At 39.0% G+C, this 17,002-nt stretch carries 15 protein-coding genes; all 15 read right to left on the bottom strand.

All coding sequences use genetic code 11. The features are described 5' to 3' along the window. Positions 1–82 precede the first annotated feature (82 nt). Complete coding sequence (locus MOQ65_RS01595; RefSeq protein ID WP_257846450.1) at positions 83–2,461, bottom strand: endonuclease MutS2; 2,379 nt, start codon at positions 2,459–2,461, stop codon at positions 83–85. Between the two features lie 13 nt (positions 2,462–2,474). Beyond that, positions 2,475–4,898 (bottom strand): U32 family peptidase, encoded by a 2,424-nt coding sequence (locus tag MOQ65_RS01590; RefSeq protein ID WP_257846449.1) that lies wholly within the window; start codon positions 4,896–4,898, stop codon positions 2,475–2,477. An 88-nt stretch (positions 4,899–4,986) separates the two neighbouring features. After that, entirely contained in the window at positions 4,987–7,431 is a 2,445-nt protein-coding gene (pheT, locus tag MOQ65_RS01585; protein WP_257846448.1) for a phenylalanine--tRNA ligase subunit beta, read from the bottom strand. A 9-nt stretch (positions 7,432–7,440) separates the two neighbouring features. Beyond that, positions 7,441–8,463, bottom strand: a complete 1,023-nt coding sequence (gene pheS / locus MOQ65_RS01580) for a phenylalanine--tRNA ligase subunit alpha (RefSeq protein WP_005386321.1) — start codon at positions 8,461–8,463, stop codon at positions 7,441–7,443. Positions 8,464–8,499: 36 nt separating this feature from the next. Next, on the bottom strand, positions 8,500–8,964 hold the full coding sequence (locus MOQ65_RS01575) for a PaaI family thioesterase (protein WP_024061874.1): 465 nt from the start codon (positions 8,962–8,964) through the stop codon (positions 8,500–8,502). Positions 8,965–9,189: 225 nt separating this feature from the next. After that, positions 9,190–10,401 carry an ABC transporter permease gene (locus MOQ65_RS01570; protein WP_257846447.1) on the bottom strand — a complete coding sequence of 404 codons (1,212 nt, stop codon included), beginning with the start codon at positions 10,399–10,401 and terminating at the stop codon, positions 9,190–9,192. Then, positions 10,394–11,116: an ABC transporter ATP-binding protein gene (locus tag MOQ65_RS01565; protein WP_257846446.1), complete on the bottom strand. Its 723-nt coding sequence runs from the start codon at positions 11,114–11,116 to the stop codon at positions 10,394–10,396. The genes MOQ65_RS01570 and MOQ65_RS01565 overlap by 8 nt, the downstream gene beginning before the upstream one ends. Before the next feature lie 12 nt (positions 11,117–11,128). Then, positions 11,129–12,211 (bottom strand): efflux RND transporter periplasmic adaptor subunit, encoded by a 1,083-nt coding sequence (locus MOQ65_RS01560; protein ID WP_105085731.1) that lies wholly within the window; start codon positions 12,209–12,211, stop codon positions 11,129–11,131. 169 nt (positions 12,212–12,380) lie between these two features. Next, positions 12,381–13,295 (bottom strand): ATP-dependent 6-phosphofructokinase, encoded by a 915-nt coding sequence (locus tag MOQ65_RS01555; protein ID WP_257846704.1) that lies wholly within the window; start codon positions 13,293–13,295, stop codon positions 12,381–12,383. Beyond that, complete coding sequence (locus MOQ65_RS01550) at positions 13,267–14,151, bottom strand: shikimate kinase (RefSeq protein ID WP_257846445.1); 885 nt, start codon at positions 14,149–14,151, stop codon at positions 13,267–13,269. Before MOQ65_RS01550 ends, MOQ65_RS01555 begins: the two co-directional genes overlap by 29 nt. Before the next feature lie 127 nt (positions 14,152–14,278). After that, entirely contained in the window at positions 14,279–14,470 is a 192-nt protein-coding gene (locus tag MOQ65_RS01545; protein WP_082717862.1) for a hypothetical protein, read from the bottom strand. A gap of 205 nt (positions 14,471–14,675) precedes the next feature. Then, positions 14,676–15,272 (bottom strand): fimbrial assembly protein, encoded by a 597-nt coding sequence (locus MOQ65_RS01540; protein WP_257846444.1) that lies wholly within the window; start codon positions 15,270–15,272, stop codon positions 14,676–14,678. Then, positions 15,256–16,110: a hypothetical protein gene (locus tag MOQ65_RS01535; protein ID WP_257846443.1), complete on the bottom strand. Its 855-nt coding sequence runs from the start codon at positions 16,108–16,110 to the stop codon at positions 15,256–15,258. The genes MOQ65_RS01540 and MOQ65_RS01535 overlap by 17 nt, the downstream gene beginning before the upstream one ends. A gap of 9 nt (positions 16,111–16,119) precedes the next feature. After that, positions 16,120–16,527, bottom strand: coding sequence for a hypothetical protein (locus tag MOQ65_RS01530; RefSeq protein WP_257846442.1), 408 nt, complete (start codon positions 16,525–16,527; stop codon positions 16,120–16,122). Further along, on the bottom strand, positions 16,508–16,972 hold the full coding sequence (locus MOQ65_RS01525; RefSeq protein ID WP_244856316.1) for a hypothetical protein: 465 nt from the start codon (positions 16,970–16,972) through the stop codon (positions 16,508–16,510). The genes MOQ65_RS01530 and MOQ65_RS01525 overlap by 20 nt, the downstream gene beginning before the upstream one ends. Positions 16,973–17,002 lie beyond the last annotated feature (30 nt).

Genomic DNA, 17,002 nt, shown 5'->3' with positions numbered 1-17,002 from the left:
TATATAGCTATACCCCATAATCAATTTGATAGACGATAATAATTTACTGTATTATCTATAACTATATCACTATTGAGTAGCTTTATTTCAGAACTACATTGGTAGCCCCTGCACCACCTTCGTCATAGCCAGCCGTTTCAAAATGAGCTACATGCGGTAAGGTACGCAGATATTGATGTACACCTTCTCGTAATGCGCCAGTCCCCTTACCGTGAATAATGCGCACTTGATTAACACCACCAAGTAAAGCTTGGTCAATAAATCTACCAACAGAAACTGTCGCTTCATCTACCGTTTGTCCAAGAATATTGATTTCAGTACGAACCTCTTTTTGGCGTTGTACGGCAGAGCCCCCCATACGCTTTCTAGTCTTAGGCATAGCTGCTTTTTGTTCCCGTTCAAGCTTATTTCCTTCTTCACGTGTAGTAGATTGTAATTCGCTAACCTTTACAGTAGCTGTTAGTCCATTAATATCTACATTCACACGATTGCCATTGATAGCTAATACGGTACCTAATGAGCGTAAAGATGTAACATATACTGCTTGGCCTACCTTAATAGTATCTGCAGTCAAAGATTTACGATCATCATCTACTGGAGATTCTGGTATATGTACATTAGAGATACCCTTACGTGCAGCATTAATAGCAGATTGACGCTTATCCTTATTTGTTTCAGAGAATTGTGATTTCAATTGCTTGATAATCGCTTCCCCTTCGACGCGTAAGCTACGTTTCATAGATTCTGCATCAGCTTGTGCTTTGGTTAAGATTTGTTTACGCTTTTCGTTAAACTGTTTCTTTTCCTTCTCTAATTGACCACGCATGCGACGTGTTTCGTCCAGCTCTTTCTTTAAGGCTCTTTCCCGTTCAGATGCCTTACGAAGTTGCTCATTCAAATCTGAAAGGACTTCTTCCATTTCATGGCTACCAAATTGAGATTTATACTCTGCAGCGCGCGTTACGATATCTTTTGGCAAACCTAAACGGGCCGCAATACTCAACGCATGGCTACTACCAGCTACACCGATATGAAGTCGATATGTTGGTTTTAAGGTGCGCTCATCAAATTCTACATGGCCGTTTTCGATTCCTTCTGTATGGTATGCATAGTTTTTAAGCTCATTATAATGGGTACTTACCATCATAAGGGCACCTTTTTTACGGAAGAACTCGAGGATAGATACAGCAAGTGCACTACCTTCCTCTGGATCTGTACCGGATCCAAGCTCATCCAGCAATACCAAGTCATTTGGGCCACAATGTTTAATAATGGAAATAACTTGTGTCATATGAGCAGAGAACGTACTAAGGCTAGCCTCAATACTTTGTTCATCCCCAATATCGGCAAAGATATTTTGGAATATAGGCAACATTGAGCCGTGGTCTGCAGGGATAAATAGACCACATTGGTTCATTAAACTCAATAACCCTAATGTTTTAAGGGAGACTGTTTTACCGCCTGTATTAGAACCAGTAATCAATAAAATACGGTACGATGTACCTAATTGAATATTTGTAGGCACTACCACATTCGGTGGGATTAATGGGTGCCGAGCTCTCATGAGATTGACAGTTCTATCAGTACTCAAGATGGCCGGTACACCCTTATAAGAAATAGCAAGGCTCGCCTTACCATATACAAATTCGATATGGGATACCTTTTCACAAGCATCCATCAAATCATTACTATGTTGTTTTACAAGAGCTGATAATTCACGGTAAATGCGCAATATCTCTTGCTCTTCACCAATCAATGCCTCTTGTAATTCATTATTTAGATTCACCAAGCGCATCGGTTCAATATATAAGGTTTGACCCGTTGCAGAACGGTCGTGAATAAGACCATCAAAATATTGGCGATATTCCTGTTTTACAGGGATTACATAGCGATTATTACGCTGCGTAATGATTGTTTCTTGGAAATACTTCTGATTATCCTTATCGTGTAAGATAGCTTGAATATCATTTTTAATCTTTTCACGAGTTTTAATAATCGTATTTCTTAGGCTCGCCAACTTAGGAGATGCTGTATCAAGTAATTCCCCTTTTTCATCAAAGACGCGTTTAAATCGATTTTCAATGCGATCTGTATTTGGCATATCCTGTACCCATAAGGATAGCAAAGGATATTCCATATATTTCGTTCTAAAGAACTTTGTCATTCGCTTATAAGCACCAATGGTTAAATAAATATCCCACAATGCTTCACGAGTAAGGACAAAGTCTTTACGACTCTTCTTACAGGACTCACGAATATCTCGCGTACCGCCTAACGGTTGTTCTACCTCAGTTTGCAAAGAACGCATGGCTTCTGCCGTTTCATCAAGGTTCTCTTGAATGGCTTTAGCATCTGTCATAGGTTCGATGTGCATGGCTAATTCTTTAGCAATGGTAGAACTACAATGTTGTTGTAATTGTTCTTTTATATGGTGAAAGTCTAATACATCTTCGTTAAACAATGTACTACCTCTTTTATAAAATACCTCTAAAATAGTGGCCCCTTGTAATAGGTGTATCATCCTTGCCTACACTTTTAGGAGGAGCCTCTTTTGTTCCATTTTGAATGGATACATAATCTGCTACGATAGTACGCAATCTCTTTGGATTCATATGACGTCCATCGATGCGCAAAATATGTAGCCCTTTTCGATGTAACTCTGGCACGTAGGCACGCATGTCCATCTCATGACTGTTCATGATGTGCATACGGCAATACGGATCCGTACGAAGTGGGAACACTTCCCCTTTACGGTCCTTCAATGCATAGTCCTCGCTTACACATGGCATAGGACAGTTTTCCTTTTTACCAGTGCCCACAAAGCTTGCGATGGCACAGTATTCGGAAATCATCATTTCCGTGTAACCATGTACCATTATTTCTAATGGCAAATTAGTAGATTTTTGCAAGTTAACAAGTTGTGCCAAGGTTAACTCTAATGATGGTGCTATGCTACTCATATTAAAGTCTTGCCATACTTGTAGTGCAGAGCCATTAAATATATTAAGACCTGTATCAGCTTCAATAGCACCTGTATACCCTAAGTCACGAAGCCACAATAACGCTTGAGGGACATGAATAGAAATGCTATCTGGTTTCGCCTCAACTATAGCCTTAAGGGTATTCATATACGCCTTTACTTCATCATCTTTCACAACCCGAGGGGTAGCAAATACACAAAGTACATTATGGTCTTTGCAAAGCTTAGCTACCTGCTCGTAGATGCTAAGTTCATAAGGCTTACGTTGTAAACGGTCACCACCGAAGATAATCTTCTTAGCGCCCCCTTCAATAGCTGCTTTCACAGCCTCTAGCTCATCAACGCGAGCACTCACCATAGTCTCAGAATATTGAACCTTACCCTTAGCAGCCATAGATGACATATCTTGAGGCTCTACAGCCAGCTCAGCCCAAGCCGTTTCATGGTCTGTAATCAATAAGTTTTCTAGTGCTCCTACAGCATCTCGGCGCAATGCATTTAACACACTAGCTGGCCACATATAAGGTCCATCAGGAATAGACATAGAGCCAAGCGTAAACAATGTATTGCCTAATCTACCTACTTGGTCTTTAACCTTCTCTAATGTAGTCGGTTTATTGTTAGCATAAACCGGTTCAAACTCATTAGATACAGTCACAGTACGCCCATCATTCAATACAAAGGTAAGGTCTGTGCAAGGTTGTTCTCGGTCTGTATTAATAGATAGATAACCATGTATCTCTAATTTAGCAGTGAAATCTTGTAAGCCTCGTTGCTTTTGAGATTTTGGCGTAGATGCTAAAAATACTTGCCCCGCTGCAAACCCTTCATCAGGTTTGCCTACAAAATGCTTTTCATCCACTAGAGACCAGTTCTGATCGATTTGATAATACGTAATACTACCAGAATCTTGCATTACCTTTAAAAGTGATCCTTTTTCAATCGGTTCTGTTAGGAATAAATGAACTTGTCCCTTTTTGACCTCTGCTTTACCAATTAATTTGCCTTGATTATTTGGAGCTACAACAGTCATCATAGATTTCCCTACATGGTCTGTTAAATAATCTGTAGAGAAGCCACGATTAAACCCAGATGCCAATGCATCGGCATCAGCAGCATCCATATGAGCTGTATCTAAAATATGACGATAAGTCCCAATGACTTGGCGCACATAGGAAACCTTCTTCATACGTCCTTCTACCTTAAAGGATGTAACACCGGCAGCTACGAGCTCATTCATATGCTCACTATAGTTAAGATCCTTTGGACTTAGTAAATAGGCTTCGTGTTTAGGTAGCAAACTAGTACCAGAAGAATCCAATAGTTCATAAGGCAAACGGCAAGGTTGTGCGCAGGCACCACGGTTACCACTGCGACCACCGATGAAGGAACTCATCAAGCATTGGCCAGAATAGCATACACATAAGGCACCATGTACAAAGACTTCGATTTCAGCTGTACAGTTTTTACAAATATGTTCAATTTCAAGGAGGCTCAATTCACGAGCCAATACAACACGGGTAAAACCGAGGCTTTCATAAAAACGAACAGCATCTAATGTAGCAGCCGTCATCTGCGTACTGCCATGCAAGTGAAGTTTAGGAGCCACTCGTTGTGCCAATTTAGCAACTGCTAAATCTTGAACGATAATAGCATCCACACCGATGCGCTCTAAGTCCTTTAAATACGCCTCGAGATCCTTTAATTCGGAATCACCTATGAGGATATTTACGGTTACATATACGGACACATCTAAAATATGAGCCAAACGAATAGCCTCAGCCAGTTCTTCAATGCCAAAGTTTGCTGCATGAGCACGAGCATTAAAGCCTTTACCGCCAAGATAAATAGCATCAGCCCCAGATTCTAAAGCGGCTATAAAGTTTTCCATCGTACCGGCAGGAGCCAATAATTCCATGGATAATCCTTTCTACCTAACTAAAGGTATAACTATAGTACTAAAAGGGTTTACCATATGGTAAACCCTTTCAATATACTGCTTGAGATTAACGTAATCTGCAGTTAATTTCTGCTAATGCATCGATAATAGCTTGAATGTTACCATCAATATCTTCATCATTCAACGTGCCTTCCATAGAGCGGAATTGCAAGTTGTATGCAAGACTGCGGTAACCAGCTTCGATATGTTCACCTTCGTAAACGTCGAAGATAGATGCACTTTCTAAATATTCGCCACCATGCTCTTTAATGATAGATAAAATTTCACCACTAGATACGGACACAGGTGCCACAATAGCAAGGTCACGGCTAGTACCTGGGAATTTACTGAAAGATGTATAGCGGAATGGTGGAATCGTTAAGGATAATACTGCTTCCAAATCGATTTCAAACATGTATACTTTTCCTGGTAAATCAAAGTTTTTGCTCACTTGTGGATGTAATTCACCATATTGAGCAATCATTTTACCATCAACTACGTATTGAGCACTTACGCCTGGGTGGAAGTAAGGTTCAGTGCTACGATTAATTTCGTAGCCTGTAACGCCTAATTCAGCTAACAACGCATCTACAATGCCTTTTACATCATAGAAATCTGTAGTGCGTTCTGCTTGGTTCCAGCCAGCTTGGTTTGCCTTGCCCATCAAGATACCACAAGCCATAGGGCGTTCATGAGGTACCTCTGTCAAAGGCAATGCTTTTGGTTCATATACATTCGCTGTTTCAAACAACCAAAGATCCTTATTTTGTTGCGCAATATTGCGTTTCGCAGCTTCGATAACAGCCGGCACCAATGTAGTACGCATATAAGGGAATTCTTCGGAAATAGGATTCAAAATTGGAATGGCTGTATAACGGCTATCCCCTTCAGGAAGCATCATATTGGAAAGGCCATCTTTATGCATAAAGCTAAATGTAATGATTTGAGTCATACCCAATTTAGCTAACGTATGTGTTACCTCTTTCGTAAGAGCTTTCTTAGGCGTCATACCACCAGAGGACAATACGGCTACAGGAATTGTAGGAGCGATATTATCATAGTTATAAATACGAGCTACCTCTTCAGCGATATCAGGCATTACTGTTACGTCACCGCGCCATGTTGGAACGAGGGCAGATAATTGGTCCCCTTCTTCAGTTACAACGAATTCAAGAGCAGTCAAAATGCGAACCATTTCGTCTTTTTCAATGTTTGTACCCAAGTAATCGTTGATTTGTTTTGCTGTGAAAGTAACGGTATGTTGCTCTACAGGGTTCTTGTACACATCGATAATGCCTACGTCAACTTTACAGGATGGGCAAATTTGTTGCAACAACTGTGCTGCTCGGTCGATAGCATAGGCAGTGTATTTATGGTTTACGCCACGTTCAAAACGTCCAGATGCTTCAGAACGCATACCAAGCGCTTTTGCAGTACGGCGAATGGATGGTCCATTAAACACAGCAGCTTCAAGCATAACAGTAGTAGTTTCATTTGTTACTTCGCTATCAAAGCCACCCATGATACCAGCTACACCTACTGGGCGTTCTGCATCGGCAATAATAAGCATAGAGTCATTCAATTCACGTTCAGAACCATCAAGTGTAACAAGAACTTCACCATTTTTAGCACGTCTTGCCACTAGTTGATGACCTTTTACATGGTCATAGTCATAGGCATGCATAGGTTGACCAAGTTCTAACATAACATAGTTTGTTACGTCTACCACATTATTAATAGGACGAATGCCGCTGTTACGCAAACGATTTTGCATCCACAATGGGGATGGTTCAACCTTTACATCTGTAACGATACGAGACATGAATCGTGTGCAAAGATCATCCGCTTCGATAGATACAGATGCTTTGCCTTCAATGGACTCACCATTTTCGTTAACCATGATAACAGGGAATAAAGCTTTTTGATTTGTCATCATGCCGAATTCACGGGATAAACCAACCATGGAGAAACAGTCCGCACGGTTTGCAGTCAATTCAAATTCATATACTGTGTCGTTTAAGCCTAATACATCTTTTACATCAAGGCCGATTGGTGTGCCTTCAGGAAAGATATAAATACCTTGTGCTTCTTCTGGCAATACTAAATCGCTGGAGATACCAAATTCTGCAACAGAACAGAACATACCTTCAGATACTTCGCCGCGCAATTTACCTTTTTTAATTTCTGTTCCATCAGCTAAGCGAGATTTATGGTACGCTACAGGTACGATTTGACCTACCGCTACATTTGTTGCTGCTGTTACGATTTGTTTTGTAACAGGCTCACCGTCTTCAGTAAGGCATTCAACTTGACATACTTGTAATTTATCTGCATCTGGATGTTTCGTGATTTCTACGATTTTACCAGTATAAATTTTCTTAATGCCATTATCCATAGCAATGACATCTTCTACAGGAATACCAGCTTGTGTTAATTCATCGGCCAATTCTTGAGCAGGACGATTCATATCCACAGGCACGTATTCGTTCATCCACTGTAAACTTGCTTTCATGAGTTCCTCCTAAAATTGTTCCAAGAATCGTACATCATCTTCAAAGAATAGACGTAAATCATTAATGCCATATAAAAGCATAGCAATACGTTCTACGCCCATACCAAAGGCAAAGCCTTTAACCTTTTCAGGATCGTACCCATTAATACGCAATACATCAGGATGAACCATACCACATCCTAAGATTTCAAGCCAACCTGTATGAGAACATACACGGCAACCTTCACCACCACACATTACACAGGAAATATCTACTTCTGCAGATGGTTCTGTGAATGGGAAGAAGCTTGTACGGAAACGTACCTTTGTTTCATCCCCATACATGTGACGCAAGAAGGACTCTAATGTGCCTTTCAAATCAGCAAATGTAATATGCTCATCGATGATGAGACCTTCCACTTGATGGAATACTGGGGAATGTGTTGCATCATAATCCCAACGATAAACCTTACCAGGCGCAATCATACGGATTGGGCTGTTAGGCTCATGACGTTGCATTGTACGAGCTTGTACTGGAGATGTATGCGTACGCAATAAGAAGTTTTCTGTAATATAGAAGGAATCTTGCATATCACGTGCAGGATGATCTTTAGGCAAGTTTAAGCATTCGAAGTTAAAGTAATCCTGTTCAATTTCTGGCCCCTCTTCAACGGTATACCCCATTTTCATGAAGAAGTCCTCAATCATTTCATTAACCTTAGTTAATGGATGGATATGACCAGCTTTTTGTGCACGACCAGGCAATGTAATATCGATGCGTTCTTGTTCTAAACGAGCGTTTAACTCTGCCGTTTCCATACGAACTTTAACCGTATCAATTTCGGCTTCTAATGCTTCACGAACAGCATTAACGAGGGCGCCAGCCTTCGGGCGTTCTTCTGGAGATAATTTACCAAGACCTTTTAGTAATGCCGTTACCTCACCTTTTTTACCTAAATATTTAACGCGTATATCTTGCAGTGATTGTATATCTGTCAACCCTTTAATCGCATCAAGAGCTTCAGCCTTAATCCGTTGTAATTCTTCTTTCATTAAAGCATCCTCCTATATTTAAAAGTCTAAACTATATTATACCAAATCAGGGTTGTCTTCTTCAATAAAACGCCATGGTAATTCAGGTAATGACTTCTCTTCTAGTACAAAAAATGTACCACGTGCTAAATGAACTAGTTCACCTAATTCATTATAGATACGTGCTGTAGCAACCATAGTTGTTTTACCATTATGCTCTACATTGGCTACGCCACGCAATACAGTACCACCCTTAACAGCTTTCACATAGTTACCATTAAGATCAATAGTGCTAACAGATTTGCCCAATGTGAAACAAGCGGTCCCCATTACACTATCTGCTAAACCAATACAAACGGCACCATGTAAATCCCCTCGGAAATTACAATACTCTGTATCATTTGTTTGTAAGGTCATTTCTGCATGACCTGGTTCAACTGCTGTAATTTCAGAATCTTTTACCCAAGAAAATGGATTCTGATTTCGTAATTCGTTGAAATATTCTAACAATGTTGTAGCCATAAGTTTCTCCATTCAATATACTTACCCGTAGATTAGGTAATCTACATACCCCGTTTATTACAAATTGCTTGTATGAAAGTTTCATAAGTATATAGCACAAATTACATACAAGCATATAAAAATGGTGCGTTACATCATACATATTGTATCATGCAACGCACCATATGCGAATAACTCTATCTATTTATTAGTATGTTCTTAAAAATACACACTTACAATTTAAGACTATTCATAATGTAATGCATCAATTGGATTAAGTTTTGCCGCCTTGCGAGCTGGATAAATACCAAAGATCAAACCTATTGCCATAGAAAAGGCAAAAGACATTACAATAGTTGGTACAGATATAACCGTACTCATACCCGAAGCCATGCCAATCAGCTTAGATGAGCCTATGCCGAGTATAATCCCTATAATGCCCCCCATCAAACTGATAACAACAGCTTCGATAAGGAATTGTGTAACGATAACACTATAAGTAGCACCAAGCGCTTTACGTACCCCAATCTCTCTTGTCCGTTCTGTTACTGATACGAGCATAATATTCATAATGCCGATACCACCAACAACGAGAGAGATAGCAGCTACAGCGCCAAGGAATAATGTTAATGTTCCTGTAGTTTCCTCCATAGTTTCCATGATGGAGTTCATGTTCTGAATATTGAAATCATCTAGATTAGTATCCTTGATTCCATGACGTACGCGCAACAGGTTTTCAATATCGGATTGTAAACGATCGATACCGTTTTCATCCTTACCTACTACGTAGATCATTCGAAGATAATCAACACCTTCTACCCGTTCCATGGCTGTAGTATACGGGATAATAACCATATCATCTTGGTCATTACCCATAGCACCACTGCCCTTACTATTAAGGACACCAATGATACGGAACGGAATGTTTTTAACACGAATTTCTGCACCTACTGGATCTTCATCACCAAATAGATTCTTAACAACTGTTTTACCTACGACTGCAACGCGTTCACGATTCTGTACATTCTTTTCAGATAAGAAGCGACCGGATTTCATAGACCAATTGTTTACATCTAAATAGTTATAACTAACACCAGATACAGAAGTGGTCCAATTCTTATTTTGATAAATTACTACATACGAACCATTTGTCATCGGACTGGCAGCTTTCACACCATCCAATTTTGAAATCGCTTCGTAATCAGAAACCTTTAAAGACTTCATAGAACCTGCAGAAGGTCGAACCCCTGGTGTGCGTGGTGCCCCAGGCATAACCATCAATAGATTAGATCCTAAGCTAGAGATGGAGTTTTGAATATCTTGCTTTACACCATTACCAATAGATACTAAGGCAATTACGGCAGCTACACCGATGATGATGCCTAACATGGTTAAAATGGAACGCATTTTATTAGCAATGAGGGATGCCCATGCCATTAAGAAACTCTCTTTATACATGTGACACCTCCTGTACAGGCGTCATGTTGAGATTTTGAGAATCCTCTACAATCAAACCATCACGCAATACTACATTACGACTTGCATAGGTTGCAATTTCAGGTTCATGAGTAACGAGGATAATTGTACGCCCTTCCTCATAGAGACCTCTAAAGATATTCATAACATCAATAGTCGACTTGGAGTCAAGGTTACCTGTCGGTTCATCGGCCATGATGATAGCCGGATTATTCGCTAACGCGCGAGCTATGGCTACACGTTGACGCTGACCACCAGATAACTCAGATGGCAAGTGATCCATACGATCTCCAAGGCCAACAGAGGATAACAATGCAGCGGCACGTTCATTACGTGACTTTTTATCCATCCCTGCATAAATCATAGGGAGCGCCACATTCTCTAACGCTGTCAATTTTGTTAATAAGTTAAAACTTTGGAATACAAAGCCTATTTGTTTGTTTCGTACAAAGGCCAATTCATCGTCGGATAAGGTAGCAACCTCATCGCCATTTAGGCGGTATGAACCTGTTGTTGGTCTATCTAAACAACCAAGTATGTTCATAAAGGTAGATTTACCAGAACCAGATGGACCCATAATAGACACAAATTCGCCTTTGTTGACCTGTAAATCGATCCCATGTAGAACAGGCACCGATAATTTACCATTTACATAGGTCTTCGTAATCCCTTGTATATCGATTACTGCTTGATTCATATTCACCTACTATTAGAACGGTCCACGGCTATTATTCTTAGGTGCTGTTACATCACCACTTACGATGATTTCATCACCTTCAGATAAACCTTTTAGAATTTGTACATTAGTATCACCAGTTACACCTGTAGAAACAGCTGTACGTACTGGTTGACCATCTTTAATAACATATACATATTCCCCTTGCTTATCTGTACGCACTGCAGTAAGAGGTACTACCAATGTATTTTTAATATCTTCGCCAAAGATAGTTGCACGAGCCGTCATAGATGGTAAGAAATTGTTGGAAATATTTTCAGGAATTTGAACTTTTACGGTATAGTACACAACGCTATTGCTTGTAGCGCCCATATTGCCTTTTGTACCTTTTGCAATTTCAGATACGTAACCTGTGAAAGTTTCACCTGGCTTAGAGTCTACTGTAAATTCTACTTTCGCGCCCTGTTTGATACTACCAATATCTGTTTCATCTACAGTTAGGTAAATTTCTAAATCACTTAAATCTGCAATCGTAGCGATAATCATTTGTGTAGAAATGCCAGTACTGATAGTTTGACCAGCTTTCAACGGTGTACCTATAACAGTACCAGACATTGGCGCCGTAATAGTAGCATCATTTAAATCTGCTGCTGCACGGTCATACGTAGATTTTGCCCGTTCATAAGCTGTTACAGAATCATCATAGGTTTGTTGAGCAATAGCATTTTGATCGGCTAATGCTTTATAGCGGTTCATATCAAGTTCCGCCTTAGCTAATGCAGCACGAGCATCATCTGCAGAGGCTTGTAATTGACGTGTATCAATATAGGCAATCACTTGACCAGCTGTAACTTGATCATTCTCTTTAACTAAAACTTTTTCAAGTTTACCAGCCACATTCGTAGAAACGTCTACATAATTAACAGGGTTAATAGTACCCGTAGCACTAATACTTGTTTTTACATCACCCTTTTCTACCTTGCCAGTAGTATATAAGTTTTGTGTTTGCTTAGAACCTTCACTATGCATGTAGTAGTATGTACCACCACCAAGAACACAAAGAACAACAGCACCAGCAATAATGCGTTTACGATGCTTTTGTAAGAATTCTTTCATTATAATCTCCTTATAAAAAGATGAAGATATTGCCAATAAAGTATCTATTTATGATGATACTATTAGTATTTTTAAATTATACAGCACCAATTACTTTTATGCAATATAATTTCATTAATGAATAAATGATGATAAAAAGAAAATGACCCTTTCGGGTCATTAGATAGTATCAACTGCTTAAGATTGATAAAAGTGTATAGTCCTTATCATTGATAGGGAAATTAAGACTTTCTGCCTCTTGATAGGAAATAGGACGAATATGACCATCTATATAGCCCAATAATCGATTATCTGTACCATTCATCAATAACTCAATACAGGTTTCACTCATACGAGCCGCTAAAATAGCATCAAATGCAGATGGACCGCCACCGCGTTGTAAATACCCCAATACGGTCAAGCTCGGATCAAATTCCGTATGATCCTTTATATAGGATTTAACTTCCCCACTATTATAAGCACCTTCTGCAACGAGTATCACACTATATTCTTTACCACGAATCTGTGTCTCCTTTAAATGGCGGCATACCTCATGTAAAGGCATAGGATTTTCAGGAACGAGTACAATTTCTGCACCACACGCAAGTCCAGCTTTAAGCGCAATATGACCTGCCTTACGTCCCATTACTTCGACAATGGCTACTCGTTCATGTGAATTAGAAGTATCACGAATTCTACCAACCGCATCAACTACAGTATTGAGCGCCGTATCAAAGCCTATAGTATATTGAGTGCCACCCATATCATTATCTATGGTACAAGGAATAGTCATTGTGGACATACCCAATTTCGCTAAACTGGTAGCGCCGCGCATAGAACCATCACCACCGATAACAATAAGGTGATCGATACTATGAGACTTCAATATATCATAGGCCTTTTTTTGAACATCCTCATTTTGGAACTCTGGAAAACGAGCTGTTTTTAGCATCGTTCCACCTTGAGTAATAATGCCTCCCACAGAGCGGTTTGATAAAGGAATAAATTGCTCTTCCATAATGCCTAAATAGCCACGTTCAACGCCGAACACTTCAAAACCTTCATGTATTGCTTTTCTAGTTAGCGCTCTGATGGCGGCGTTCATGCCAGGTGCGTCTCCGCCGCTTGTTAGTATTGCGATTCTTCTCATATCCATTACCCCCTTGTGGTGTACGTTGTTTGGATATAGCTTCTGACTTACGTCCTTTACCTGCCTGATTAGACGTCTTCTGTTTACGATGTTTATCACAGCAAGATGTATTAGATCCTACCTTATTAGAACCTAATATTTGAGAAGTTCGTTTATGAGCTTCCATTTTCTTAGGTATTCTACTATCATTTGTATTTCTAGTAACAGAATTATTTAGTTTTAGTTCTTGAGATGATTCTTTATCATCTCCATTGTTCATATCATTGGGTTGACGTCTTGCTTTAAATTGCACGCCTGAAGAAACTAATTCATCTTCAATACGTTGCATAAAATCATAGGTCCGACCATTTGTTGTATCTAGTACAAAATCACACTGCTTATATACTGGTTTCCAGGATTGTATCATAGCGTGTACAAAAGCATGTACATTATTGTAATCCATAGTTGGCCGTTTCCCAATTCGGCGATTTACACGGCTTACAATACGAAATTGTGCAGCGCGAATACCAATAATATATGAGTATTTTTTTAATACTTTTAACGTACGATGTTCAATCGGAAAATTACCACCTACAGATATAACCGCTTCATGGTATAAGCATACCTTTTTAAGTACATCCATTTCAGCACGACGGAATGCTTTTTCTCCAATTTTCTTGAATATTTCAGCAATAGGCAACCCAAAACGACCTTCTAATACGCGATCAGTATCTACAAATTGCCATCCCTTGCGTTCTGCAAGATTACGACCGAAATGACTTTTGCCACTTCCCATAGAACCGATGAGCATAATATTGCGTTTTATTATCATATATTTATGTGCCCCTTATTATTTCATATCCTTCATTGTACTATAAAATGCTACAAAAACAAAGACAGACTATAGATTAACTCTCTATAATCTGTCTCTATTAGTATTACTAAAAATAATGTATATATTAAGACCTCATAGTTGGTTTCACTGCACAATGTACATATACGACATTGCCTTTCCGTTCTATGTCCTCTATTTCTATACGGCGTGAAGGTTCTTTCTCATCAACAGTATTAATCCAGTTTATAAGTCGTTCTGTACTCCCTAATACAGTTAACTCTAATACACCTTCATGCTCATCAGTACTAACAATCATTAATGGTTCTCCTTGCAAAGAATCAAAAATACTTGTATTAGAACTCGTGTTAGATACCTTATTTTGCGTAAATGACTCTAACAATTTGGCTTCCTTAGATACAATATAATCTGACTCAGCATGCATTTTAATAACATAGTTTTCTTGTCGCTCTTTCAATTGAGTAACTTTCTGATTTAAACTAATAAATCCATATAGTGAACTACTAATGATGATGCTCCACACTATTACGATCATTAGTATCTTCTCTACTGGATGTGTTGTGCTCTCCTTTAGATCCTTCCACATGGAATGTATATATACCTTTATCTGCTTTAACTGTTCCATGACACTCCATCCCTATTAGTCTGTGTTGAAGACTAGCTATAAACTTACGACACGCATCATCAGTAACACCTACACCATCCACACTAATCTGTCCATCTTTTATATGGAGATGCTGTAAACTAATACCTTGCTCCATAGCTATATCAATGACATATAGGACTATAGTATTTTGAATCATAGATGATGTATTATTTTTTGAACTATTCTTAAGAATTTGATCTTTAACGGCTATTATATCTGCATACTGTTTCCCTATAGACTGATACTGTGGATTTTCTAATAGACTCAATAGTTCTGATTTTTCAGCTTTATAATGTTCGTAACTAGTCCAGCAATAACCTAGAGATAATAATCCTACTATTCCGTATATAATACTCATTCCATATAGATAATATCGATATCTATGCCATATACTATGCCAATGTAACGAACGAGGCATTAAATTAATGTGTCTATCCTTACCAGCCCAAGCCAATCCATTTAAGCCCCCTTGCTGCCATACCAATGGCCATATCCCAATCTAGTTGGCCTTGTTTACACCGATTACGACCACGACCTAAAAATAGTAGCGGAATATACTCCGTCTCGCCATATATAGAAATAATAGCTTCCATATCCTTTCGTTCCTCTTCAGTTAATTGTTCTAAACCATACAGCTTAATGCCTTGTATTTCATCTACGCCAAACTCCTGCAATCTAGCCTCAAGCTGTTCTATCCCTTCTGATACATCGGTACTAGTAATTGGAATTCTACATTCTTGAATACATATATCGTTCCACCATAGCCATAAGTGTAAATCACCCTTTTCAACAACGCCTGTTACAGTCCCACTACGCCGCATCAAACTGTAACAAATAGGGATAGGCCAAAAATCGATTACATCTACTGGAGCATAAGTGTCTCGTATTCCTTGTTTTAACAGTTCTAATGAATGACGCTCTACAGCTACCATAAACATATGATAATTATGTCTTGGATATTCTCGACGACACGCATCCATTTGGAAGCAATCTCCATCAAAGCTAAAGTAATCCTCTACATTCCACTTGATGAACTCTTTCATATCAAAATCGTGAGGATCATAAGGTGCCACATGCATTTGTGTATCAATATTTGCAACAATACTGTAGGCACCATCATCTAAATCATACATTTCAATAAATTTTCGAATATCCTCATCAATAGGTGCACTGCGTTTCATTTCTAGTGCATCGGTAATGACCATAGTTTTATTTTCTACATGAGCTGTAACACATACAATACGTTCATCTGTAATGCATACTCCAGTATGTATTTTCTTTTTTCGTTTCATAGATTCACCTCAATATGGTTTCACCTTTATAACATGCATATTATTATCCTTATCTACCGTCACATACATATGTACTCGACTGACAATTTTGTAACGCTTCAATTTCCCATAACTCATAACATGACGAGGGTTTTCTGATACTGAGTCTGCTTCAATCGTTATTTCCACGTCCGCATCATCAGCTACTATTAGCTTTTGCTGAAAGTCCCATGTATTACCCGCTCTACAATAGCCTACAAACCAATGTGCTCCACTTTGAGCTGCATAGTGTGCCTCTTCTAAATGCAATTCATCTATTGCATTACCTTCACAAATTTGACCAATACGCAGCCCCATAAAGGCTAACAATAATAAAAAAGACATTGTAAGTATCGCTACATATGTAATAAATCCAGCATTATTGGTTCCCATGTTCATGACTCGGTTCCTCATGATATTTATACCAATCATATATACTACTTTGACCTATAGAAACTTCATATATAGCTAATCCTCCATATCCAGCAGTATATTGCTTATCACCAGTAAATCGATTAGTAATATACCAACGCATGTGGATAGTTTCACTTTCATCTATACTAAATGGATGTTCTTGTGTATACCCCACATTTCGCTTATCTTTTGTACCTATAATGCGGCTACCACTAACCGGTTGCAAGCTGCCATCCGTAAGTTTTCTATACAGCGCATGGCGTTGTACAGTTAATGTAGTCCGTTTAGTATCGTGAACATATAAAGTCTTATTTCTATCCTCTACAGTTACCTGTACAGGATTCCATATAATTTGAGCTACGACCATACGCCTTGTATACCGGCCATCCTCCATCATCGCAACACTATCTATTAATTTTGCATTCCACATAACTCCGTAAAAAACTATCCCTAATAATAA

The organism is Veillonella faecalis (assembly GCF_024677885.1).
In the GTDB taxonomy this organism is placed as follows: domain Bacteria; phylum Bacillota; class Negativicutes; order Veillonellales; family Veillonellaceae; genus Veillonella; species Veillonella nakazawae.
Note: the sequence above shows the minus strand (reverse complement) of the source record. Positions and strands in the feature narration are given on the sequence as shown.

What these genes read in the sequence shown, in the direction of transcription:
- MOQ65_RS01555 (WP_257846704.1), bottom strand. Translation starts at nt 13,295, where the DNA reads ATGAACGCCGCCATCAGAGCGCTAACTAGAAAAGCAATACATGAAGGT.
- MOQ65_RS01530 (WP_257846442.1), bottom strand. Translation starts at nt 16,527, where the DNA reads ATGAACATGGGAACCAATAATGCTGGATTTATTACATATGTAGCGATA.
- MOQ65_RS01590 (WP_257846449.1), bottom strand. Translation starts at nt 4,898, where the DNA reads ATGGAATTATTGGCTCCTGCCGGTACGATGGAAAACTTTATAGCCGCT.
- MOQ65_RS01550 (WP_257846445.1), bottom strand. Translation starts at nt 14,151, where the DNA reads ATGATAATAAAACGCAATATTATGCTCATCGGTTCTATGGGAAGTGGC.
- pheS (WP_005386321.1), bottom strand. Translation starts at nt 8,463, where the DNA reads ATGAAAGAAGAATTACAACGGATTAAGGCTGAAGCTCTTGATGCGATT.
- MOQ65_RS01560 (WP_105085731.1), bottom strand. Translation starts at nt 12,211, where the DNA reads ATGAAAGAATTCTTACAAAAGCATCGTAAACGCATTATTGCTGGTGCT.
- MOQ65_RS01570 (WP_257846447.1), bottom strand. Translation starts at nt 10,401, where the DNA reads ATGTATAAAGAGAGTTTCTTAATGGCATGGGCATCCCTCATTGCTAAT.
- MOQ65_RS01565 (WP_257846446.1), bottom strand. Translation starts at nt 11,116, where the DNA reads ATGAATCAAGCAGTAATCGATATACAAGGGATTACGAAGACCTATGTA.
- MOQ65_RS01545 (WP_082717862.1), bottom strand. Translation starts at nt 14,470, where the DNA reads ATGATTGTTAGTACTGATGAGCATGAAGGTGTATTAGAGTTAACTGTA.
- MOQ65_RS01575 (WP_024061874.1), bottom strand. Translation starts at nt 8,964, where the DNA reads ATGGCTACAACATTGTTAGAATATTTCAACGAATTACGAAATCAGAAT.
- pheT (WP_257846448.1), bottom strand. Translation starts at nt 7,431, where the DNA reads ATGAAAGCAAGTTTACAGTGGATGAACGAATACGTGCCTGTGGATATG.
- MOQ65_RS01525 (WP_244856316.1), bottom strand. Translation starts at nt 16,972, where the DNA reads ATGTGGAATGCAAAATTAATAGATAGTGTTGCGATGATGGAGGATGGC.
- MOQ65_RS01535 (WP_257846443.1), bottom strand. Translation starts at nt 16,110, where the DNA reads ATGAAACGAAAAAAGAAAATACATACTGGAGTATGCATTACAGATGAA.